This window comes from Flammeovirga kamogawensis (assembly GCF_018736065.1).
Lineage (GTDB): Bacteria > Bacteroidota > Bacteroidia > Cytophagales > Flammeovirgaceae > Flammeovirga > Flammeovirga kamogawensis.
Map to the genome: position 1 here is coordinate 304,784 of NZ_CP076129.1, position 22,390 is coordinate 327,173.

General features: G+C 29.8%; 18 protein-coding genes. 2 read left to right on the plus strand and 16 right to left on the minus strand.

The genetic code is table 11. From position 1 onward, the window contains the following. Positions 1 to 8 precede the first annotated feature (8 nt). From KM029_RS20210 to KM029_RS20225, 4 genes are all read right to left on the minus strand, one after another. Positions 9 to 1,307, minus strand: a complete 1,299-nt coding sequence (locus KM029_RS20210) for a T9SS type A sorting domain-containing protein (RefSeq protein WP_144076662.1) — start codon at positions 1,305 to 1,307, stop codon at positions 9 to 11. Between the two features lie 273 nt (positions 1,308 to 1,580). Beyond that, a complete protein-coding gene (locus KM029_RS20215) occupies positions 1,581 to 2,588 on the minus strand; it encodes a helix-turn-helix transcriptional regulator (protein ID WP_144076663.1) in 1,008 nt (335 codons plus the stop codon). An 80-nt stretch (positions 2,589 to 2,668) separates the two neighbouring features. Next, on the minus strand, positions 2,669 to 4,057 hold the full coding sequence (locus KM029_RS20220; protein ID WP_144076664.1) for an MATE family efflux transporter: 1,389 nt from the start codon (positions 4,055 to 4,057) through the stop codon (positions 2,669 to 2,671). Between the two features lie 215 nt (positions 4,058 to 4,272). Beyond that, the gene (locus KM029_RS20225) at positions 4,273 to 5,433 is read right to left on the minus strand and encodes a BamA/TamA family outer membrane protein (RefSeq protein ID WP_144076665.1); all 1,161 of its coding nucleotides are present in this window, start codon (positions 5,431 to 5,433) and stop codon (positions 4,273 to 4,275) included. Positions 5,434 to 5,600: 167 nt separating this feature from the next. Here KM029_RS20225 and KM029_RS20230 point away from each other — a divergent pair, with 167 nt between their 5' ends. Further along, positions 5,601 to 6,209 carry a DUF1684 domain-containing protein gene (locus KM029_RS20230; protein ID WP_144076666.1) on the plus strand — a complete coding sequence of 203 codons (609 nt, stop codon included), beginning with the start codon at positions 5,601 to 5,603 and terminating at the stop codon, positions 6,207 to 6,209. Positions 6,210 to 6,231: 22 nt separating this feature from the next. Here the strand turns inward: KM029_RS20230 and KM029_RS20235 are convergent, their stop codons facing one another. The 5 genes from KM029_RS20235 to KM029_RS20255 form a co-directional block, all read right to left on the minus strand. Beyond that, positions 6,232 to 7,887 (minus strand): amidohydrolase, encoded by a 1,656-nt coding sequence (locus KM029_RS20235; protein ID WP_158631227.1) that lies wholly within the window; start codon positions 7,885 to 7,887, stop codon positions 6,232 to 6,234. A gap of 4 nt (positions 7,888 to 7,891) precedes the next feature. After that, positions 7,892 to 8,335, minus strand: a complete 444-nt coding sequence (locus tag KM029_RS20240) for a DUF5362 family protein (protein WP_144076668.1) — start codon at positions 8,333 to 8,335, stop codon at positions 7,892 to 7,894. A 198-nt stretch (positions 8,336 to 8,533) separates the two neighbouring features. Beyond that, positions 8,534 to 9,829 carry an NCS2 family permease gene (locus KM029_RS20245; protein WP_144076669.1) on the minus strand — a complete coding sequence of 432 codons (1,296 nt, stop codon included), beginning with the start codon at positions 9,827 to 9,829 and terminating at the stop codon, positions 8,534 to 8,536. A 92-nt stretch (positions 9,830 to 9,921) separates the two neighbouring features. Further along, positions 9,922 to 10,746, minus strand: a complete 825-nt coding sequence (locus KM029_RS20250; protein ID WP_144076670.1) for a hypothetical protein — start codon at positions 10,744 to 10,746, stop codon at positions 9,922 to 9,924. A 255-nt stretch (positions 10,747 to 11,001) separates the two neighbouring features. Next, a complete protein-coding gene (locus KM029_RS20255) occupies positions 11,002 to 11,304 on the minus strand; it encodes a DUF6150 family protein (protein WP_144076671.1) in 303 nt (100 codons plus the stop codon). A 208-nt stretch (positions 11,305 to 11,512) separates the two neighbouring features. Here KM029_RS20255 and KM029_RS20260 point away from each other — a divergent pair, with 208 nt between their 5' ends. Next, complete coding sequence (locus KM029_RS20260) at positions 11,513 to 12,832, plus strand: MATE family efflux transporter (RefSeq protein ID WP_144076672.1); 1,320 nt, start codon at positions 11,513 to 11,515, stop codon at positions 12,830 to 12,832. Here the strand turns inward: KM029_RS20260 and KM029_RS20265 are convergent. From KM029_RS20265 to KM029_RS20295, 7 genes are read right to left on the minus strand one after another with little or no spacing between them, the layout of a single operon-like run. Then, positions 12,829 to 14,994 carry an OmpA family protein gene (locus tag KM029_RS20265; protein WP_144076673.1) on the minus strand — a complete coding sequence of 722 codons (2,166 nt, stop codon included), beginning with the start codon at positions 14,992 to 14,994 and terminating at the stop codon, positions 12,829 to 12,831. The two genes, KM029_RS20260 and KM029_RS20265, sit on opposite strands and share 4 nt — an antisense overlap. 2 nt (positions 14,995 to 14,996) lie before the next feature. Beyond that, on the minus strand, positions 14,997 to 15,917 hold the full coding sequence (locus KM029_RS20270) for a PorP/SprF family type IX secretion system membrane protein (protein WP_144076674.1): 921 nt from the start codon (positions 15,915 to 15,917) through the stop codon (positions 14,997 to 14,999). 3 nt (positions 15,918 to 15,920) lie between these two features. Then, complete coding sequence (locus KM029_RS20275) at positions 15,921 to 18,464, minus strand: T9SS type B sorting domain-containing protein (protein ID WP_144076675.1); 2,544 nt, start codon at positions 18,462 to 18,464, stop codon at positions 15,921 to 15,923. Next, entirely contained in the window at positions 18,461 to 19,633 is a 1,173-nt protein-coding gene (locus tag KM029_RS20280; RefSeq protein ID WP_144076676.1) for a glycosyltransferase family 2 protein, read from the minus strand. Before KM029_RS20280 ends, KM029_RS20275 begins: the two co-directional genes overlap by 4 nt. 48 nt (positions 19,634 to 19,681) lie before the next feature. Beyond that, complete coding sequence (locus tag KM029_RS20285) at positions 19,682 to 20,611, minus strand: glycosyltransferase family 2 protein (RefSeq protein ID WP_144076677.1); 930 nt, start codon at positions 20,609 to 20,611, stop codon at positions 19,682 to 19,684. After that, positions 20,596 to 21,207 (minus strand): acyltransferase, encoded by a 612-nt coding sequence (locus KM029_RS20290; RefSeq protein WP_144076678.1) that lies wholly within the window; start codon positions 21,205 to 21,207, stop codon positions 20,596 to 20,598. The genes KM029_RS20285 and KM029_RS20290 overlap by 16 nt, the downstream gene beginning before the upstream one ends. Next, entirely contained in the window at positions 21,195 to 22,388 is a 1,194-nt protein-coding gene (locus KM029_RS20295) for a glycosyltransferase (protein ID WP_144076679.1), read from the minus strand. The genes KM029_RS20290 and KM029_RS20295 overlap by 13 nt, the downstream gene beginning before the upstream one ends. Between the last annotated feature and the right edge of the window lie 2 nt (positions 22,389 to 22,390).

Sequence of the window (22,390 nt, forward strand, 5' to 3'; positions counted from 1 at the left end):
CACTTGTTCTAGTTTAATCTAAGTTTATGAGTACTACTATTCTTACCATTTATTATTCTAAGAATATACACTCCTCTATTAATATTTGATGTTACATTAAAAACATCAACAAAACTTTCTGTAGGGTTAGTTTGTATTATTTCTGAAGTGACTAAATTTCCAATTATTGAATATAGGTATACGCTAACTGCTTCAGATGTATTAGCACCACTAATAAGGATATTTATAGTTCCTATTTCATTGATCTCCGTAGGATAAACTTTTGATATAAAATCTGTTGAAATATTAAAAGAAACTGGACCAAATACAGTTGTAGATCCATCAAAATCTACCTGAACTAACCTATAATATTTATATTTTGTAGAAGTATCAAAAAATTCATATTCTATAACATTATTACTATTTCCTGCTGCAGCTTTAGCATGAATTATATACCAACTTTTTGTATCATTAGAACCTTGAATTTCAAAATATGCAGAGTTGAATTCAGAGGCTGTAGCCCATTCAAAATAAACACCATCTTCTTTTAATTGACCATTAAAGAATAATAATTCTATGGGTAAATCATTCTCACAAACATCAGCAGAACTACTAGATGCTCCAATGTGTTTACATGCTTCAAAGTCAATATTTCCACAATTAATAACTTCACTATCTATACCATGGTCATCAAATTGAATCTCTTTCACTAAAGAAACTAAACCACCTTCATCACTAGAGTCACTACAATCACCGCATAAATCTAAAGTGCCTCCATATAATTTTAAAGAATAAGAAGAATTGACATCATTGGTAACATATAAACTACCGCATACCTTAACTGTAGAACCAGCCCCTAAATCAAGATGTTCTTTTAATGTTACCGTAGCATTATTATTAATTAGAATATTATTCTCTTCAGCATTATCCCCTTTAATTCTAATAGCTGTTACAGTTGCTCCATCTTCTACAGTAAATGATGAACCTCCACCAGAAAATTGGATATAGCTACCTACTGAAAGGGATTTACCCGTTTTTACTATTGCATTTACATTCAAAAGTGTAAAATTATGTACAATATCTACAGCACCATTTATGTTTATTGTTCCACCTCCTGTTATAGATGCAGGTAATAAAGTACCATCAAAAGATAATGTTAAAGCAAAGTTATTGGTATTTATATCACTATAACTACTTAAATCTGTGGCATTAGTAACGACAGTGTTTGCTGTTAAAGTAAGTGTAGCTGCTTCTATTTTAGATGAAAAAGAAAATATAAAAAGTAGTACAATCCATTCAACTTTAAGTGATAGTAATAATTTATTCATAGTAAGTTTAATCTTGATAGGTACTAAAAAAATCAATACTCCAAGATTGAGAATAACTATCAATAATATATCATTTACAGACTAGAAGTAAACTGAACAAATAGTGTAATAATTATATTTCAAAACTAAACAATAAAATCCTAACATATTGATTAACAATATTATGATAGAATATTTTTCTAAACTTTTTTAAAAAATTATATGAACAAAAAAACGTTAGTACTTAATTTAAAAATCAGTACTAACGTTAATATTTTAATTAGATGAGATCATTTATTGGTATGATGACAACAATTTAATTACTCTTTCTTTCATTGCATTTCGGACAGAAACTGGCGATAAAACAGTTAAATGGTCTCCAAATGCAAACAACTGAGTTTCCAATTCATTGTTTGGAATCACATCTATAGAAAAAGTTGTGCCCTCTTCATTTTCTTCTATTTTTTTCTGAGTTCCATGAATTGGTTTTGTTTTGACATAATCAGCTCTAACTTTATCCACAAAAAAGGTGATAATTTCAGATGCTTGATTATTACGAGTTACACCAATTATATCTTCAAAATAATCTGTGAAATCAACAAAAGCATTTTGAATATATATATTATTTAAAACATCAAGTTTAATTATTCTATCCAAAGCAATATTAGTGATTGTAGGATACCTATCATCTTTTCCTAATAGAAACCATCTATTATTGTATTGCTTTAAAAAATAAGGGCTGATTTCGAAAGTTTTAATCTCATCACCAAAAAAGCTCTTGTATTCTACTTTAACTACTTTTTGATAATAGATTGCATCAAATAATATACTTAAAAACTCTAATCCTTTTAAATCTACATTTGAATCAAAACTCATAAATTCCTTTTCAATATCTTTTAATTGAAAAGTATGTTCTAATTTTGCCTTCATCTCTCTTACCCATTCAAATTGAGGTAAACCTTCAAAACGGCTTAAAACCATAAGTGCAGATCGAAGTTGATTGGCTTCTTTTTCATTGATAGGTTGATTACCAATAGAGAATTTTGTATTCTCATAGCGATAATATGTCTTTCTTCCTTCTCGTTGCTTCAATAGCTCAATCCCATAACCATCTTCACTTTCCATAAATTTAATATCATCAAAAATCTGTCTTCTTTGAATTCCTGATGTATTTTCATCTATATTAAAAAGTGATTTATTACATTCATCTATAAGATCTTCAATAAAATACTTTCTACCTGTATTTCGGAAGCATCTATCTAAAGTATTGTATCTAATCTGAGCGTTTTTATTAATCGGCATATGCGTAACTTTTTTACACCTAAAAATACTAATTCAAAATTAAATATGCAGGTAATCTGCACAAATAAATAGTACTTTAGTTAGCTTATTTTTTTTGATTGTTGAATATGATATTTCTCTACAAAAGATAATCTATCCTTAAATCTTTTTACAAAGAACAAACAGATAATCCCAAGTCCTAAAGGAAAACCCATCCAAATTCCTGCTTCTCCTTGTCCCCAATGGAACGCACAGAAATAAGAAAAAGGGATAGCAATAATAAAATATGAGGAGAAAATTAACCACATTGGTACTTTAAAATCATGTAAACCACGTAATGCTCCAGCATAAACTATTTCTATAGCATCAAAAGTTTGGTATGTTGCCAACCAAAAGATAAATATTCTTACAAAGTGTATTACTTCTTCATCTTGTGTAAATAAATAAGGCATCCATGAACGTCCGGTGAGGAAAAAGACTACTGCACCAATAGACATTGAAACAATGATTATTAAAGAAGCATTTGTTATTCTATTTACTTCTTTAAAATTTCTTTGACCAAACTCTTGACTTACTAGAATGCCAGTAGCAGAACCAATTCCTTGATAAACCATATACCCCAAAGTACTTAAACTTAGTGCCACTTGATGAGCTGCTAAACCTACTTCTGATACCCATCCCATCATTAAAGTGGATACACTAAAAGCACTAGATTCCATAAGCATTTGAAAAGCCATTGGAATACCATTCTTAAAGAAAGAAATTAATTCAGATTTATATACTTTTACTTCTGATAATAAAGCAGCGTATTTGGCGTAAAGTTTACGGTATGTAAAAACCCAATAAGCAGCAAAAGCCATAAAAATCCTTGCTAATAAAGTACCTACTCCTGCTCCTAATAAACCCATTTTAGGAGCTCCAAATAAACCAAATACGAATATAAAATCACCAATTATATTTACAATATTCCCCAAAAGAGTAATTTTCATACCTGTTTTAGTATCTCCAATTCCTTCAAAAAACTGTTTGTAAGTAAGAAATATTATTTGAGGAATTAGGGACAAGGCGAGAAGCCATAAATAATTTTGACTATCAGATATAATAGCCGTTGGTTGGCCCATATATGGCATTCCAATATTCAGTCCCACCAAAATTGCTAATAACGCAATACAAATTAAAACATTAGAAACAAAACTATTTTTAAAAGCCTCTACAGCCTTTTTAGGGCTATTTAAACCAATAGCTTCTCCAATTTTAGGCGTAAGGATAAATGTAAAACCCATTCCGAAAAGGAGAACTACATTAAAAATAGTGTTGGTAAATGAGGCTGCTGCTAAAGGTGTTCTACCTAGCTGACCAATGATCATGTTGTCAACAATACCTACAGAAATTTGACCCATTTGTGCTAAAATTACGGGCCATCCTAATTTTAGAATGCTAGAAAAAAGTGGAGAATAACTCTCCCATTGTCTTTTCAATTGAATTTTCATTTTATAAAACTTAATTGAAACAGACGAGACCTTCCCCCTTATTTATTCTCAAATACAACTATTTTGGCAGACTAAGGCTGGGCTTTAAGGTGGAAAACTAGTTGATTTTCAACGAATAAATAAAGTCGTTGTTTATACTTTAATTATTTAACTTTGCAAGTTAATAGATTGCTTAATCAATAATATATTTAATAAACAATTATTAGGCAGTCATATTAAAATGCTTCTCTAGATGTTAACCAAAGTCCGTTTTGCTTGTAATTACCAAAGCCATAGTCTATTCTAAAGTTTAATCGCATATCTTCTACCAACTGAAAACGTAACCCAGCTCCGACGGTATATTTTATCTCTTCAAAAGCATTTGTTCCATTAGATCCGTAAACGTTGCCTGCTCCAGCAAATAAGACAGCTCCTAACCTCCACCATAAGTCTCTTCTATATTCAACTTGTGCCATGTAGTAGTTTTTATCAATAAATCTATTAGGTTGGGCTATACTTCTTAACCTCTTAGAACCTCCTAATTGATTTAGATAATAAAATGGGATATCACCATTCTGCATATGGAATGCACCAAATAAACCTATAATATTCTTATCATTCTTGACTGAAAAGAAAAAAGAATATTCAGTAAAAAAATGCCAGAACTTATAATCATTTGCTAAAAACTCAGGGTATGTTGTAACAGCTACTTTTAAAAAACTTCCTTTTGTTGGGTAAACAATATCGTCTCTTGTATCGTATTTAAAAATTGGCCCTAGACCTAAACTAAACCCTCCTTCATAACCAAGTATATTATCATTTAATATTTCACCATTAATATCTTCTATAGTATTGTTTTGAACATCATAGCGAAGTCCTATAAAAAATACGTCTGTCAATCCGTATGAAACTTCACCGAAACTAGAAAAACGTCTATTAAAAAATTGCGATGTATCTGCAGGTGCTAAAGTATTAACACCATAAAATGTATTTGGTACATATTGATATACACCAGTAAAATACATATTCCACCTCCCTTTTCCGAACATTACAAGACTTGCATCTAAATTAAATAACCCCTTTGTGGAAACCATCACAGATGGAATTAGTGTAGTTGGTCTATAAAAACGTCTGTTTATCGGACTTTTTTCTTTTTTATCATGAAAAGTAAAAACAGGCATAATTCCAGCAGAAAATCCCTCCTGTTCACTATATCCTGCCATTGGATAAGTTACAGCTGTAAATTTCTTACCGTCATATGTTATTACATCTATAATTTTATCTATTACATTTTTATCGGTTAATGTGTCTGATGAGATTTGGCCAACTATTTCTAAATGAAATAAACAAATGAGCGTAATTAGGATAGGTTTTATTTTAATCGTTTTTATGTCCATTGACTTCGATGTTAATTCTTAGGTCAAAATTAGTTTCTGATTTAATATTAGACAACTTTTTATCTATTTAGTCTTCTTTTTCAATCTTTTTTAAATTCATTCAAATGGATTGTCTTGTATAGTAATCAAAAAAAAGTGTAATTCGTAGAAGAATAAAAAAAATAAAGATGTCAAAACTATTAAACACCATTTTAATTCTATTACTCTTTAGTTCGTTTACATTTGCACAAACGTATATTGAAGAAATAAAAACTTATCAAGAAGAATTAAATTCGGAATATAAAGACAAAGATGAGAGTCCACTTTCTAGAAAAGATCGTGTAAAATTTAAAGGACACTCATTCTTTAATATTGATGAAAATTATAAAGTAGAAGCTAGTTTTGAGAGAATAAACAATGCTGTTCCGTTTAAAATGGAAACCTCTTCTACAAGTACACCAACTTATGAGAAATACGGTAAAATAACTTTTACTTTAAAAGGTAAACAATATCAATTATATGTGTACCAAAGCCACCGTTTAAGAAAAATGGAACAGTATAAAGATTATTTATTTTTACCTTTTACAGATAAAACAAATAGTAAAAGTACATATGGTGCCGGAAGATATATTGAGGTTAGTATTCCTAAAGGAAATAAAATGATTGTTGACTTTAATAAAGCTTATAACCCTTATTGTGCATATGCCGAAGGATATGCCTGCCCAATTCCACCACCAGAAAACTATTTGGATACTGAGGTTGAAGCAGGAATTATGTATAAATCGAAAGAATATTAAAGGACTCCAAGTGAGTTCTTTTTTAATATACTTTATTTCCTTTGATATAGGTATTTATTACTTCTACTTTTAAGACTTCATCGATTTCAATTTTCATAATATCCTTATCTAAAATAATGAAATCTGCTTCTTTACCTTCTTCAATACTACCTATTCTATCTTCCATAAATTGTGCTTTTGCCGCCCAACTCGTCATACCTCTAAGAGCTTGCTCCCTAGTTAATGCTTCTTTAAGTTGAAACCCTTTTTCAGGTAAACCACTTCTATCTTTTCTGGCTACTGCTGCATAAAAAGTATACAATGGATTAATAGGTTCAACGGGAAAATCTGTTCCTAAAGGAAGCCAATTATTTTGATTCAGTAAAGTCTGAAAAGTATAAGAATGTTGAATTCTTACGTCTCCTAATCTCTCTATAGCAAAATCCATATCAGATGTTGCGTGCATCGGTTGTACAGATGGTATTATTGAATAATTTTTAAAGAAAAAAATGTCTTTTGGGTTTACAACTTGTGCATGTTCTATTCTCCATCTTCTATCATTATTATGTTCTAATAACTCGGAAAAAATCTTTAAAACTTCTCTATTGGTAGAATCTCCTATTGCATGTACACAAACTTGAAATTCTTTATCAAATGCAATTTTAGAAATTTCTCTAATTTTATCAGATGAAAGAACCATTTGTCCGTATGTTTCTTTTTTATCTTTATAAGGTGATAATAAACATGCCCCATGAGATCCTAAAGCCCCATCGCCTCTAAGTTTGATAGCCCTCGGAAATTCTTCATTTTCAATATAGTTTTCGGATAGCATATAATCTATTCCATCTAATGATGCATCTAACATCGCATAATTATGTATTTTCAATACTCCTTTTCTATAGAGAGAGTCATACAAAATAAGTGTAGGTCTTTTGATATAACCAAAATCACTTACTCCAGTTAATCCTACTTTAAAACATGAATCCTGAGCTTGTGATAATAATAAAGGCAATTGATTTGGATGTACTTTACCTAACTCCAATTTATTGACAAAATCCATTGCATTGTCAACTAATACCCCAGTGGGGTTACCATTCATTTTAACAATTTCTCCGCCTTGAACTTTAGTCGAATCCGTAATTTGTGCTAATTCTAGTACTTTAGAATTTACCCACATAGCATGCCCATCTATTCTTGATAGAATAACAGGAGTATTTTTAAAGTATTTATCAAGAATACTTTTAGTTGGTAAATTTTTATTAGTCCATTTTGTATTGTCCCATCCATATCCAATAATTACATCTTTTGGTGTGTTTTTATTGGCTGTATTTAAAACCTCTAATACTTCTTCCAAAGAATTTGTATTTGATAAATCAAGGTTATTTAACCCTTCAGCAAACCAAAAAAAATGGGAATGAGCATCTATAAAGCCTGGATAAATATATTTTTGTTTTAAATCTATTTTGCTGTCTGAAGAATACTTTTTTAGGATATTCTCTGTCGTACCTATTGCTAAAATTTCTTCATCCTTAACTGCAAAAGCTTCCGCTATATTAAATTCATTATCAACTGTATAAACTGTTCCATTGTAATAAATATGGTCAGCTTTTTCTTTAAAATTATTTGTATCACATGAAGTAAATAAAACACATGCAAATAGCACTAATCTAAAGAAAGTATTACGATAAAATAAAGGCATATTTTTATAAAGAAAAACCATGGAATACTCCTAGAAAAGAGATGATAAAGATGAATCCGTAGAAACACATCATTAATATAGTAACTACACCAACAAATTTAAAATGAGATTTTAGATTTTTAAATGATAGTTCTAATTGTTCTTCATCTTCTGATAAAAGTGCTTTCTTTAGTTTTCTTGAAAAACCATATAAATATTTTACAGGAAAAACATAAATCATTGCCATTATTATGTAAGCTATGGCTACAAAAATTGATTGATCTGCATATTTTGTAGGTAAAACAAAACCGATAACTATGGCTGCTACTAATATTATTCCTATCCCAATAAAACCTATTATTGAGAAGAAAAAAGTCCATTTCTGTACTTCTTTTAAATATTTAAAAGCATTTATTGTAATGTGGATGTTTTGGTTTGCTGCCTTGTTAGTTTCTTCGAAAGTTGACATTAAGATAGAAAATTAGAGTAATAATTTCATTTCAAAATGTAAAATAAGTCTTTTTTGATAACTAAAAAATTCTGTATCAAGAATACCTTTAATTAAAACTGGATTACATCAGACATAAAAAAAGAGCTATCCCGAAGGATAACTCTAATATCTATATGAATAGTGTTGTTTTAATACATCAAATGATTGATAAACCTACTAACCAACAATTAAATTGATTAAAGAAAAGAAACCAATAACATACATTGTTATAGGCAACTCTTTAGCTTTACCTCCTAAAATATTCAAAATTACATAAGATAAGAACCCAAAAGTGATTCCCATAGAAATTGAATACGTTAATGGCATCATTATAATTGTAAGAAAAGAAGGCACTGAAGTTAACATGTTATCAAATTTAATCTGTTTGATATTTGAGAACATATATACTCCGACCATAAGTAATGCAGGTGCTGTGGCATAAGAAGGAACAATTGTAGCCAATGGAGAGAAAAATAAACAACCAGCCATAAGTAATGCTGTAAATACTGATGCTAAACCTGTACGAGCTCCACTAGCAATACCAGATGCTGATTCAATAAATATTGTTGTAGTTGATGTACCTAGCACCGCTCCAGCAACAGTTGTAGCTGCATCTGCTTCTAAAATCTTTTCTAAGTTCGGTACTGTTCCGTCTTTTTTTGTTAAACCTGCTTGGTTTGAACAAGCAATAATTGTTGATAATGAATCAAATAAATCAACAAACATAAAAGAGAAAATAGGACCAATAAATGCAAACTTTAATGCACCCATCACATCCAATTTCATAAAAACAGGTTCTATTGATGGGGGCGTACTTACTAAGCTAGTAGGTAAAGAAACATAGCCCATCAAAATACTCGACAAAGTTATAAATACAATACCAATTAAGATACCTCCAGTTACTTTTTTATACTCTAAATAAGCAGTAATGATAAAGCCTATCATTGCTAAAATTAGTTGAGGCGTAAATTTTCCTAGCGTTACTAATGTTGCTGGATGATCTACAATTAACCCCATGTTTTTCATACCAATAAATGTAATAAACAAGCCAATACCAGCTGTTACACTTATTCTTAATGATAATGGAATAGCATTAGCAATTTTTTCTCTTACACCTAAAAAGGTAAGAATAACAAATGCAACGCCTGATATAAATACAATGCCTAAAGCAGTTTCCCAAGGTACACCAGCTCCCATTACAATTGTATATGTAAAAAAAGCATTTAAGCCCATACCTGGAGCCATTGCAAAAGGCATTTTACCCCAAAATGCGGCTAATAAAGTACCTACAATACTGGCTAACAACGTAACCGTAAATAATGCTTCTTTGTCCATACCCGTCTGACTTAAAATATCAGGGTTTACAAAGATGATGTAAGCCATTGTTAGGAATGTTGTTAAACCACCTATAAATTCTTTGCTTACTGTAGTATTATGTTGATCAAGCTTAAAAGCTTTATTTAAGAAATTCATGTCGTAATATATTGAATTTATGTAAAATAAATGGCGATCATTTTACATTTCAATTACTAAATAATTGATTGATAATGTTAGGAGAAATAGTATTAGAACGTTAAACGCACACAAGGTTGTGGCACAAACGCACTTGCATTATTCTCAGCTAAATCTTTATTAAAGTGCATGTAAATATCACATCCAATTTCTAATTTAGAATTCGCATCGTTTTTAAACACAGTATTTCTACCTACATCAAATAAGAAACGTGTTTGAGAAATAAAATCAGCACCAAGATCTGTACTACCAAATTCAGCTCTGTTTGTAGCCTGAGGAATAAGATCAAAGAAACCTTGGATTCTAAACCCAGCTTTTCTCCAAATTGGCAAATCAAAAACACCCGTAAATTGAACTGCATTTTCTTTAATATTATCAGTTCTCCAATACGCTGATAATTTTAAAAAACCATCTTTTGGTGCTTTAAAAGTAAAGCCTAATCCCGCTAAACCAGCCCCATAACCATTACCAAAATTTATTTGTCCATCAACAGAAACATCTGCAACAGGACCAAATGAAAAATCTTGACCAGTTACACCAGATAAACTCACCCAAGGAGAAACCTCAGAATATAATCTGTAATTTCCTGCACTAGCATCTAAAGTTTCGTTATAGAATCCTGTAGTATAAAAACCATCAGGTGCTCCCATAAAGTTTACAAAACCATATACACCACCCCATTTAGTAACTGTTGTATGATCTAAAGTGAAAAGGTTCATTCCGCCATTCTTTGGGTTTGTTCCCGTCATGTAGTCAGTATTGTTCCAACCATAGGCGTACTCAATAAATGTGCTTGAGTAATTTTGTGCTTGTGTATTTTGAGATGCAAACAAGCTAACCATCAGAAAGATAGGTAATAAAAGTTTCTTTGAAACCATTGTTATATAAGTAGGACGTTTTTTAAATCACTCGAAATTTTTCCGAATGGGCAAGTAGATGGTAATCGCCAATACATCTAACATTGCACTGCAAATATGATTGTAAAAAATGAATAAATAAAAACGGTAAATTGACACTTAAAAGCAGCTATTATACAATGTTATCTAACATAATTTAGTAAACCTTTGATTTTGATTTAGATATCAAGGTTTTGTAAAAAACGAACTAAATTATTAATAAATGTCAATTAATAATTATTTGAAGAAAACTAAATAATCGGCCTCATAACTTTTAGATGTAAGAAATATTTTCATGTCTGCTTTGTATAATTGATCTACAAGTACCCAGTCTGATGATTCCCAACTATTAGAAGCAATAATAATATCTGCTTGATAAGAGTTGGTAACACTCTTCACGATCTTATCAGCTTTCCATTTTTCTGTCACAATAAAAACTTTTGGTTTAGGTTCCATCCCCTCATTAGCTCCAGCCATTGAACAAGAAAGAGAACCTAAAAGCATACATATTGAAAGCAGGTAAAGTGATAGAAATTTCATTTTGTTGATTGAAAAGTAGGTATTAATGATCATTGATATAATTAAAAATAACAAACAAAAATTAGATTAACATACCACTCTTCTACTGATTAATAATCATTAAAAGAAATTATATAAGTATCGTTTGTTTTAGTTGCAATTTGCAACTTATATTTTGATTAAAATCTTTTTAATGACTAATTTAATTTAACATTAACCTGTTTTAAATTTGAATAAACACTTCAAGAACATTATAACAAAGTATCCTTTTGTTATTACATACTCACTGACTTTTAGTGAATTACTTTTTGGGTATATCCTTTTGTTATTTATTACAAGAGAATACGCAGCCGAAGATGTTGGTTTATGGTTCTTATTTTTCTCAATATTCAATTTTTCTATAAATATTAGAGAAGGTGTTGTTTATGTAGCATTAGTAAAATTTTCATCTGGAAAAGAAAAGATTGATGCAAACCAAACGTATAAAACCGTTTTAATTGCAATAGTTTTAATAGAACTTCTTATCGGAATAGTGATTTGTAGTATTGGTTTATTAGATTTATTTAAAAACCTATCAAGTTTATTAATTTCATACCCCCTTTTTTCATTAAGCATCAATCTTTTAAAATGGGTTGAGAATATTCATAAAAGTAAAAAGACGATCTATATAGCTGTAATTATTAATAGTATTACACTTACTTTTTTGTGTATTAGTCTTTATTATGTGCATAGTAATCACCTCTCGATTAATCAATTAGTTTATTGTTTAATTGTCGTTTATTTATGCTCATTCTGTATTTCTTTGTTTACAATTCCATTTAAAAAAATTATAAAAAGTAAAGTCAACAAGCAAACATTTAGTAGTATAATGCTATATGCTAAACAAGGATTTTTGAAGGCGTTATTTGGGACAATATCATCTAAGATGACCCTATTCTTATCTGCAGGTATATTATCTTTAGAAATTACAGCTTTATTAGGATTAGCACAACGGTATTTAGTCATCATTTTATCAATTTCAAACTCAATACAATTAATATTCTATCCTAGAATTGTAAAGTTATTTGAAAAAGGCAGTTTAGATAAACTTAAGGAAGTATTTATAGATACACTCAGTCAAGTATATCTTATCATTTTACCAATATCAATTGGATTCATAATTTTTATAAAACCAATTATAACTTTCCTACACGGAAATGCTTATTCAGATTCTTTTTATTTATTGATAATACTAGTAATTAGTTCATTATTTGCACCATTAGGCTCATTTTTCGCAAGTTATACCAATGCAAAAGGAAAGCCACAGTACAGTACAAACATTGTAGTTTTCAATAGTATTTTACTGATTATAACATCTGTAATTTTTGTAGAGTTATATGGTGAAATTGGTACAGTATTGCCTGGTTTAATTACTGAAATAGTAGGCTCAATATTAATTTTTATCTATTTTCTTAAAAAGGAAAACCTCAATTTATTTGTTTCAGTACATAGTATGAAAAGACAAATGAAAGAGACTATTTCTTTACTACTTAAGAGAAAAAAGATTTAAGGTTTTATGATTTTGATTTCTGTTCTTCTATTCAATTGGTGCTCACTTTCAGAACAATCAATACAATCTGTATAAGTTAAACTCTCTCCGTGGTAATCTATTCTTACTCTAGATTTATCAATTCCTTTTCCTACTAAAAACGACATTGCCGCATGTACTCTATCTAAAGATAGTTTTACATTATACCTTTCAGAGCCCCTTACATCACAATGTGCATTTAATTCTACCAAAGCATTTTGATTTGAAGACATATATGAAAGTACTCTATTCAATTTTGTGATAGCTGATGTGGTTAAACGTGATGAATCAAATTCATAATAGATACTTTCAATTTTTACGAGATTTTCAGTATTAACTTTTTTCAAGTAAATATCTTGATGTATAATCCCAAATTTGTCTGGGTTAGGATTAGTTATAATTGTATTTTCTGAATTATAACCTTTCGCATTAGAAATCAAGAAATTATTAATTGGTAAACTATTTAAAATAATCTCATAATGCCCTTCAACTGTATTACCAATACTTTTAATTACTGTAGAGTCATCATCATATAAAAACACTTCAGAATTTTTAATTCTTTCTAAAGACACAGCATCATAAACATTACCAATAAGCTGTAAATTTGTCCCCTTCACTAATTCAATAATATAAATATTTTCTTGTTTACCCATTTGAGTTATAGGTAATTCTTTGTATTTATAAGTGGAGGACATTGCAGCAATAGATTCAATCTGATTTTTCTGTTCTGCATCAAATCGCACATAACCTGTCTCATTTGTGAGAAACTTGTGTGTTGCCATTTTTTGTTTGTCATAACATTCAATAATGGCATTATTTATAGGTTCTCTAGTAAGACTATCAATTACTAATACAACAAAATTCTTCTCTTCTTGCTTAAACATATAAATATCATCAGAACCAACACCACCTGTTCGGTTTGATGTGAAGAAACCTTCTACAACACTACTTTTTTTATTAAAAACTATACTGAAATCATCTGTTGAGGAGTTAAAAGGTGCTCCAATATTTTCAATATGTGTTACGCTATCATTTTCTAAAGTAGCCTTAAAAATATCAAGTCCACCTAATCCAATATGCCTATCTGAAGAAAAATATAAAGTGTTATCATCATACCAATACGGAAATAATTCATTACCCGTAGTATTAATAACATTTCCTAAATTGATGGGTTCACCCCAATTACCGTCATCTTGTAAATGCGAGACATAAATATCTGTACCTCCATGTGTACCTACTTGGTTTGAAATGAAATATAACTTAGTTCCATCATCTGAGATTGTAGGGTGACCAATGGAATGAGTTTTATGATTAAGGTTAATTTCTGAAGGTCTTGTAAATGTATTTTTCTCTGCGTTGTATTTTGATTGATAAATTTGAAGATGATGTACTATTTGGTTTTTATCATCTTTAAATGACTGTCTTGGTAAATTTACTGTAAAGAAAAATTCACTTTTACTTTCATTATATGTTGATGGACCCACATGGAAATTAGATGCGATATGTTCATGTACTATATTTGAATTTGAAAACATTCCGTTTTCATCTTTATTAATTAAATACATTTCTAAAAAATTATCTCCATCTCTGTGGTGTACATCTCCTTCGTTTAAATCTCTTCTTGTAGATGTATAAATAATTCCATCTCCAAATATTAATGGGCTCATGTCCCTTTCTGGAGAATTAAATAAAACATTTTCTACTTGAACTGAATATTTATTTTTTTGTAAGTCGTTTAAGTAATCTTGTTGACACGATAGATACAAATCTCGAACATCTGTATCCTGTGGGTATTTGAAAAGGTATTTTTTAAAAGCATCACCAGCTTTACCATATTGTCCTAAATTTTTGGCCATCAAACCATAATTAAGGTACACATCTTCTTTACCCTCCCATTGTTTATCTAAAATACTTTTATAAATCGTTAATGCTTTGCTGTAGTTTAATATTTTTTGATTTGACATAGCTAATCTATATCTAGAAATTAGATCTAGCGTATGAACTTTTCCATAATTTTCTATTGCAAGTGCAAACTCCTGTCTTTCAAAAGCTTTATTGGCTCTATCTAGAAAAGTTTTTTGCTTTTGTCCAAAAGAAGAAAAAGAGCAAATAATAAATATATATATGAATAAAAATAATTTCATTTTTAGAAATATCGTGGACTTGTAATAATGTTACTAGGTGTAGATTTTTTATTAATTTTTATTCCTAAAAGAATTTCATGTGTTCCTGAAGTAGCTTTTTGTATTTCTGTATGAGGATAATCATAAGCATACCCAATTCTAAAACGTTCTTTTAAAACAACTTGAGATAATAACGCAATTCCATCCTCAGACCTATAAGATACGCCAAACCAAAGCATTTTCTGAAAGATAACTGTTGCTGTAATATCACCTTGAATATTATTATTTTTTACATACTTTAATAAGACGGATGGTACAAATTCTATCGATTGATTTATATCAAAATGAACTCCTCCTTTTAAGAAATAATGTCTTAAATAGTAACTTTCTGAAGTGTTAGACATTTTTGTTTCTAAGATATTAGGAATAGAAAAACTCACATAAAATCTTTTGTTATATAAATAAGCTCCAACACCGGTATTAAAACTAAAAAGAGATTCTTTCCCATTAGCAAATAGTGGGTCTGATGTATGTTGTACTCGTAAAGAACCCCAATCATGCTGGAAATTTAATAATGAAAGATACATTCCCATTGATAATCTTAGATTATCATTTAAATCTAAAATATAAGAGAAAGCACCTTGAACAGTGTTATTATTTGATATACCAATTTTATCGTTGACAAAGTTTACCCCAACTCCAAATTTCCCATTAGAAATATTTGATGAAGCAGAGAAATTAATTGTACTTGGTGCTCCTTCATAATCACTCCATTGTTTTCTATAAAGCATTAATGCATTTATGCCATCTTTTGTTCCTGCAATTGCGGGATTTATTGCTAATGTATTATATGCATACTGAGAAAACATTGGCATTTGTTGTCCCAAGCAAGCAATACTACTTGTAAAGAATAGAAGCGATATGTAAATACTAATTATCTTCATCTTCTATCTTTTTATTATTAGGTAGCCATTATAAGAGAATTCATTGCCATTGTTTACAGAAGCTATATAATAATAGGTTCCATCTGGTAAAGGTTGACCGTCTATATTTGTACCTTTCCAATCATTATTATAAGGTGTATCAGTAAATACTTTTTGCCCCCATCTATTATAAATCGTCACAGTATTATCTGGGTACGATCTTAAGTTTTCTATGATGAAAGAATCATTGAAACCATCATTATTAGGAGAGAATGCATTATAAAAGATAATATCTGGAGGTGTTATTATTATAGGCTCATCAATATTAATAATTAATAAACCACTAATACAAGTTCCATTATTACATACTTTGTAATGCACATAATCTCTATTCGACTCTGTAATATTTGATGTTGCCGTATAACATAAATCTAAAGAGTCTACAAAAGCTTCTGATCCAAAAATTGAAGGATCAACAATAATATCAATATCAAAATTTGTCCATTGAATACCCTTAGTTGCTAATAATTCTGGAATATTTAAGCAAAACGTTTCCTCTACATCAATTACTGTAGAATCGAGAAGAATATTTTCATTAGTATAAACGACTTCTTTATTATCCCCTTCAACTTCAATTATTACAAGGGCATTGTCACTTAATTGGGGGTATCCATCATCAAAAATTTTATAAGATAATATATCAATTCCAGAAAAATTTTCATTGGGTGTATATGTCAAAACAGCTATAGAATCTCCTTGTTCAATAAAGAAATCTAACACCCCGTTTCCATCACTTCCTTGTGTAATAATATAAGTTGAACCCACATCTAAGTTACCATCTAAATCAAAATCATTATTTAAAATATCAATATTGATAGGTACATTAAATGAAGTTCTTACTCTATTAAAAACCGCTGTTGGTGGGTTATTTTGAGACACAATTGTATCTGGATCTGCAATATCAGAAATGTGAAAATAAACACTAGTTGTATCACAAAGAGCAGGTTCACTTTCATCACATATTTGATAGACAAGAGAGTAGTCTCCTAAAACATAATCAGAGGCTGTATGTTCTAGTTTTCCATTTCTAATTTTAACTACACAAGTATCTGTACTTGGTGCAGAAATAATAGTTATCGAATTAATATCAATAGATTCTTCAAATGCTCTATCATTTCTTAGAATATCAACTAAAACCGTTTCGCCAGTGTAGGTATAAATTGTTTCCGGATTGGCTATTGGAGGTGTGTTAGATTCTATTGATTGAACTACTAACTGACCTTCATCACATAATATTGGAAAACCTTCATCACAAATTCTAAAATTAATGGTATCAATACCTGAATATGTATTGGGAGGGTTTATTTTCAATTTCCCATCTTCTATTCTAGCATTTAATGCACTTTTAGGAAAATTGGTTATTGTTATTTCGCCATTTTCTAAATTGTCATTAGGGTCACTTCCCAATTGTGTGATATCAATCCCATTATTTTTTATGTTAGTTGTTATTTCAAGATTTTGAACGGGAACGGCAACTGGTGGATCATTTGGCGGTAATTTACCAACTATTAAAACACCATTATCGCAAGTTTTTGGAAATTCATTATCACAAGCTGTATAGCGAATAGTATCGTATTCTGTATCGTTAGGTTGAGTTTCTATTCTTAATAAACTACTTTCTACTTGAATACTTGATTGAGCAGCAATTACTGTATCAATTGTTATCGTTGCAAGGTCTATATTATCATCTGTAACTAATTGGCGAAGGTTAAAATCTGTCAGGTAATTTGGATGTACAAAAATTAATGAATCTCTTGCAACGATAGGATCATTGTTTAAACCATCAAATTGTATAATTGATAGTTCTGGATCAGCATCTAAAAAGAATACTGCATCATTATAATCGTAATCTCCATCTTGTGTATTTACGTTATCTTCTATAGCTAAAACATAATCATGAGTATCCGTATCATCATTTTCAAAAATTACTGTTAACTGAGAATATCTAGAATTTTGAGTAATAGCCTCATTAAAATTTGAATTTGAATAGAGAGTATAATCACCATCTATAATTCCGTTGCTCCACCCTTTTGCTACTAAGAAAAAACCAATTACCGTTCCAGCAGGATAAGTTCCTAAGCTAATTTTCATTCCAGAATCTACTACATTTGGAGAATCTAAATTTGGGAAAATTATTACTGGTTCAGATACATCAGAAGGTGAATTTGGTATATCAGTATATTGATACGTATAAAAACCTAATGTGTTAAACCACCCAGCATCTTCATAAACTAAAGTGATAAATACTTCGCCTTCTTCTACAACAAGAATGTTTACATTATTTTCTTCTAAAAAAGATTCTCCTCTAAAATTAATCGAGTCTGTGATAGCAGAAGACACTGAATTACGTTCTGCTAATGAGATAATTTTTTGAGATAAAATATAATTAGGTCTACCGTTAGTTCCCCATGTTCCGAGGGTTTGATAGGTATAAACGAATGCAGGAACTACAAATCCCATTAAGAAAATAGTTCCAAGTAATACTATTATATGTTTACTCTTTTTCATTTTCTTATTGATTTTTCCCAAACAGAAGATTGATTACCAATTATAAACCGAATAAAGCCCATAATTGCACAATAATTCATGACTGCATAATAATAAGGCAGCATCATGACTTTGTATGGAGTCCAGTATTTTCTTATAAAGTGTACAGATATTGCACTTGAATAAAGTAGTATTTGAACTGAAAAAACGAATGTGTATATGCCTCCAAATTTAAAACATAACAATGCATTTATTATAAAAAGCATAGGCAATGCAAACGGTACAATTAACCACCTTAAAACTCTATGTGATATGTATTGAAATGAGATGTGTTTGTACCTAATAATATTTAAAAGAGGTAAAAGCAGAAAAATCATCTGAAAACCTCCAGCTGCTATTCTTACTTTTCTTTTCATTTCTTCTTTTATATTAAATGAGCCTGATTCTAAAGCATAAGCATTTGGTGCATAATCTACTTTGTGCCCTCCCATCAAGATTTTCATTGTAATATAAAAATCATCTAGAATTACATTTTCTGGAATTTGCGGATAAAGTGATGTTCTAAATGCTATAAGCTCTCCTGCACCACCCATCACAGAGCTTAAACTTGCATCCCATTCTTTAAGTTTAGATTCGTATTTCCAATACATTCCCTCACTTGCAGAAGTAAGGTCTTTCGCATCTTTAAGAATTCTTTTTTCTCCACAAACGCACCCTATTTTTTGATCATTGAAGCGTTCCGTCAATTCAGTAAATGCTTCCTTATTTAAGAGTGTGTTAGCATCTGTACATATTGTTATAGGAGTTGTAACATGTTCAATTGCTCTATTTATTGCTGCAGATTTACCAGCCCTTCTTTTCTTATGGAAGAAAATTACTTCAGGGTAATTCTTCACTATTTCTTCAGAATTATCAGTACTACCATCTGCAACAACAATTACCGTAATTTTATCTTTAGGGTAATTAACATCAAAAGTATTTTCAATTTTTTGAGCTAGGATATCAGCCTCATTAAAACAAGGGATTAAGACTGTTATTTTTGGAATCTCTTTACTACTGTAGTGAGTTCTTGTTGAAAAGAATTCCTTTAGCTTTACTAAAGTATACAGTACTATACCATAGCCTACAACAGAGTATACGGTAATAAAAATAAAGATCCAAAATATGTAAATTAGTAGAGTATAGAACATAGAAAATAAGATAATAAAATTAGTTTTGGGTATAGTAGTTAAAACAGATTATAAATATTTGAGTCCTTTATTGGGTATGTGTTTTTCTTTTATGGTGAAAAATTTTATTGCATCAATGTATCCATTAATACAGGCTTTAATATATTTCAAAGACTTTCTTTTTAGTAGCAAAATAATTAATCTTTTAGGTATAACTATACAACTACAATACAGCAGAAATAGTGTCGATTTTAATGGTTTTTGATGTTTAATCATAAAAATCATTCGATTTCTTATAATAAAATATTCTTTTAAGCTACTTTCCTTACCTACACTCATAGACTCTTTGTGGTAAATTTCTGCAGCACCAACGTACCAATTTTTTTTGCCGACTCTATGCGTTTTTGATGACCAATCTAATTCTTCATAATACAAGAAATACTCTGTAGGCATTTTTCCAACCTCTTTTATAAACGCTTTCTTGCACATCATAGCAGCCCCGTGGATATATGATGTTTCATATGATTGAGAAAATGCTTCATCAGTATCTAAACAGAAACTACCTATTGTGGTATTTCTGCCAGTTAAAGAATTTACTTTGGTATACCCTGCATATTGTATAATATTTTTATTGTCATAGTATTTTATTTTAGGACTAATAAAGCCAACATCATTATTTTTAAGAAATGATACTAGAGGATCAATACTTGTTGAAGTAAGCTCTGTATCATTATTAGTAAAATACAAAAAAGAACCGGTAGATATATCAATACCTAAGTTATTTGCAGCCGAAAATCCAATATTTTCTTTTATGTGTATAACTACTACGTTAGGAAGTAAATCCTTGTAATTCTGAGTATTATCAAAGTCAGGGTCAATATCAATTATAATTACTTCCAAATCATTTCTATCCAATAGAACAATAGAATCTAAAAACTCTATAGTAATGGCAGCATTCTTATAATTTACTGTAATTATTGAGATTAAATCTTTTCCCATGATTTAGTAACAGGATTATATTTCTTAATCAAACGAGCTGGATTTCCTATTGCAATGTGGTAGTCTGGAATTGATTTAGTAACTACTGCACCTGCACCAATTACACAATGCTTACCAATTGTTACACCAGCTACAATGCTCACATTTGCTGCAATCCAACTATTATTTCCTATTGTAATTTTATTTACGGTAACACCTTGTTTTGCAATCGGCTTAGAAACATCTTCATATAGATGATTTAGTGCTGAAATTACAACGTTTTGAGCGAGTATTACATCATCTTGTATTTCAATTGGTCCTATGATTGTATTCCCAAAACCTACAACGCATTCTTTTCCAATGGTAACATCACCAACAGCATTATTAATTACCGAATAACTTTCAATGATTGTTTTTTCTCCAACTGTAAACTGATTAAAAGGCAAGACATCTTTTCTAACTTGTGATCGTATAATAGCTCCTTTCCCTTTTTTATGAACAAACGGGTTCCATAATAACCTGACCCATAACCTGGGTCTATAATTACTTATTATCATAGAGTGAATCATCTTTTTAATAGATGGATTACTCTTTAAGTATGCTTTTATTTTCTCCATAATATTTTTTCAATATGTTGAAGAAATTCTTTTGCTTTAATTTCCCACCTATTATTTTTCGCAAATGTTTTTCTGGTTTCAATTGTTTGCAATGATTCATCAATTTGATTAATTCCTGATTTAAAACTAGCTGTTGAAGTAAAAGGAATTACTAAATTTTTAAAATTGGACAAGTCTGTAAAAGGTGTTGTTAAAACAGGTTTCCCAAGGCTGAAATATTCATTTATTTTTAATGGGTAAATACACTTGGTCAACTCATTAATTACAAATGGTATTAAGCAATAATTAGCATGAAATATATAATCAGGTACATCTACCATTCTTTTTTTTCCTAGAAAAAATACATTCTCAAGAGCCTTAACTTTTTCTCCTTTAAATTCTCTAGGATCAATAGGCCCTATAAAAACAAAATTTAAATCTTGGTTATCTAAAGCAATCTGTTCTACTAAAGTATAATCAATTCTTAAACCTAAATTACCAACATAAACAACAATTTTTTTTCTGTTTAATGTTTCGTACTCATTTGGAAGTGAATATGATTCTTTTTGAAAATGCAGATAATCTGCACCGTTATAGACAACCTCTGTATTCTTATTAAAATGTAATAGATTTTTCTTTAATTGATCTGAAGTTGTAATCACTAAATCTGCACTTTTTGTTGATCGTTCTTCAGCCTTCATTCCGTGCTTTGCTATATATCGTTCGCCCGAAATCAAATCAACACAATGATAAATAGTTGCTCTACTTTTAAAACCTATTTGAGTTATATCATATACTGGATTAAAAGAATTGATATAAATAACTTCATCTACATCAAATGTTCCTAACACCTTATTCAAGGAACTTATTATCTTCTTTAAATTATATTTCTTAAACATTTGATATAGTCTTCCATCATTTAAGAAATTAATTGGAAACAATACATCAGGTGTAATATTAATAAAATTGGGAAGCTCTTTAAATGGTCGTAAGAAAAGCACTTCTTTAGAAAAAATTGCTGCTCTATTCTTAAAGTCTTTTAAATAGTTACCGCTCCATTTATCTTTAAAAGTAAAAGGGTGATCTATATAAAATACTAAACGCTCTTTAGCCCATTCCTTTGCTAAAGACAAAGATGTTGCTCCGTAATCCGCATCATACCGAGTTAAACCTTGCATTACTATAGGAATGTTTTTATGCATAC

Coding starts and splice junctions, on each gene's coding strand:
- KM029_RS20255 (WP_144076671.1), bottom strand. CDS start 11,304: ATGAAATTTCTATCACTTTACCTGCTTTCAATATGTATGCTTTTAGGT.
- KM029_RS20295 (WP_144076679.1), bottom strand. CDS start 22,388: ATGCATAAAAACATTCCTATAGTAATGCAAGGTTTAACTCGGTATGAT.
- KM029_RS20275 (WP_144076675.1), bottom strand. CDS start 18,464: ATGAAAAAGAGTAAACATATAATAGTATTACTTGGAACTATTTTCTTA.
- KM029_RS20250 (WP_144076670.1), bottom strand. CDS start 10,746: ATGGTTTCAAAGAAACTTTTATTACCTATCTTTCTGATGGTTAGCTTG.
- KM029_RS20210 (WP_144076662.1), bottom strand. CDS start 1,307: ATGAATAAATTATTACTATCACTTAAAGTTGAATGGATTGTACTACTT.
- KM029_RS20280 (WP_144076676.1), bottom strand. CDS start 19,633: ATGTTCTATACTCTACTAATTTACATATTTTGGATCTTTATTTTTATT.
- KM029_RS20220 (WP_144076664.1), bottom strand. CDS start 4,057: ATGAAAATTCAATTGAAAAGACAATGGGAGAGTTATTCTCCACTTTTT.
- KM029_RS20290 (WP_144076678.1), bottom strand. CDS start 21,207: ATGGAGAAAATAAAAGCATACTTAAAGAGTAATCCATCTATTAAAAAG.
- KM029_RS20285 (WP_144076677.1), bottom strand. CDS start 20,611: ATGGGAAAAGATTTAATCTCAATAATTACAGTAAATTATAAGAATGCT.
- KM029_RS20265 (WP_144076673.1), bottom strand. CDS start 14,994: ATGAAATTATTTTTATTCATATATATATTTATTATTTGCTCTTTTTCT.
- KM029_RS20230 (WP_144076666.1), top strand. CDS start 5,601: ATGTCAAAACTATTAAACACCATTTTAATTCTATTACTCTTTAGTTCG.
- KM029_RS20215 (WP_144076663.1), bottom strand. CDS start 2,588: ATGCCGATTAATAAAAACGCTCAGATTAGATACAATACTTTAGATAGA.
- KM029_RS20235 (WP_158631227.1), bottom strand. CDS start 7,887: ATGCCTTTATTTTATCGTAATACTTTCTTTAGATTAGTGCTATTTGCA.
- KM029_RS20240 (WP_144076668.1), bottom strand. CDS start 8,335: ATGTCAACTTTCGAAGAAACTAACAAGGCAGCAAACCAAAACATCCAC.
- KM029_RS20270 (WP_144076674.1), bottom strand. CDS start 15,917: ATGAAGATAATTAGTATTTACATATCGCTTCTATTCTTTACAAGTAGT.
- KM029_RS20245 (WP_144076669.1), bottom strand. CDS start 9,829: ATGAATTTCTTAAATAAAGCTTTTAAGCTTGATCAACATAATACTACA.
- KM029_RS20225 (WP_144076665.1), bottom strand. CDS start 5,433: ATGGACATAAAAACGATTAAAATAAAACCTATCCTAATTACGCTCATT.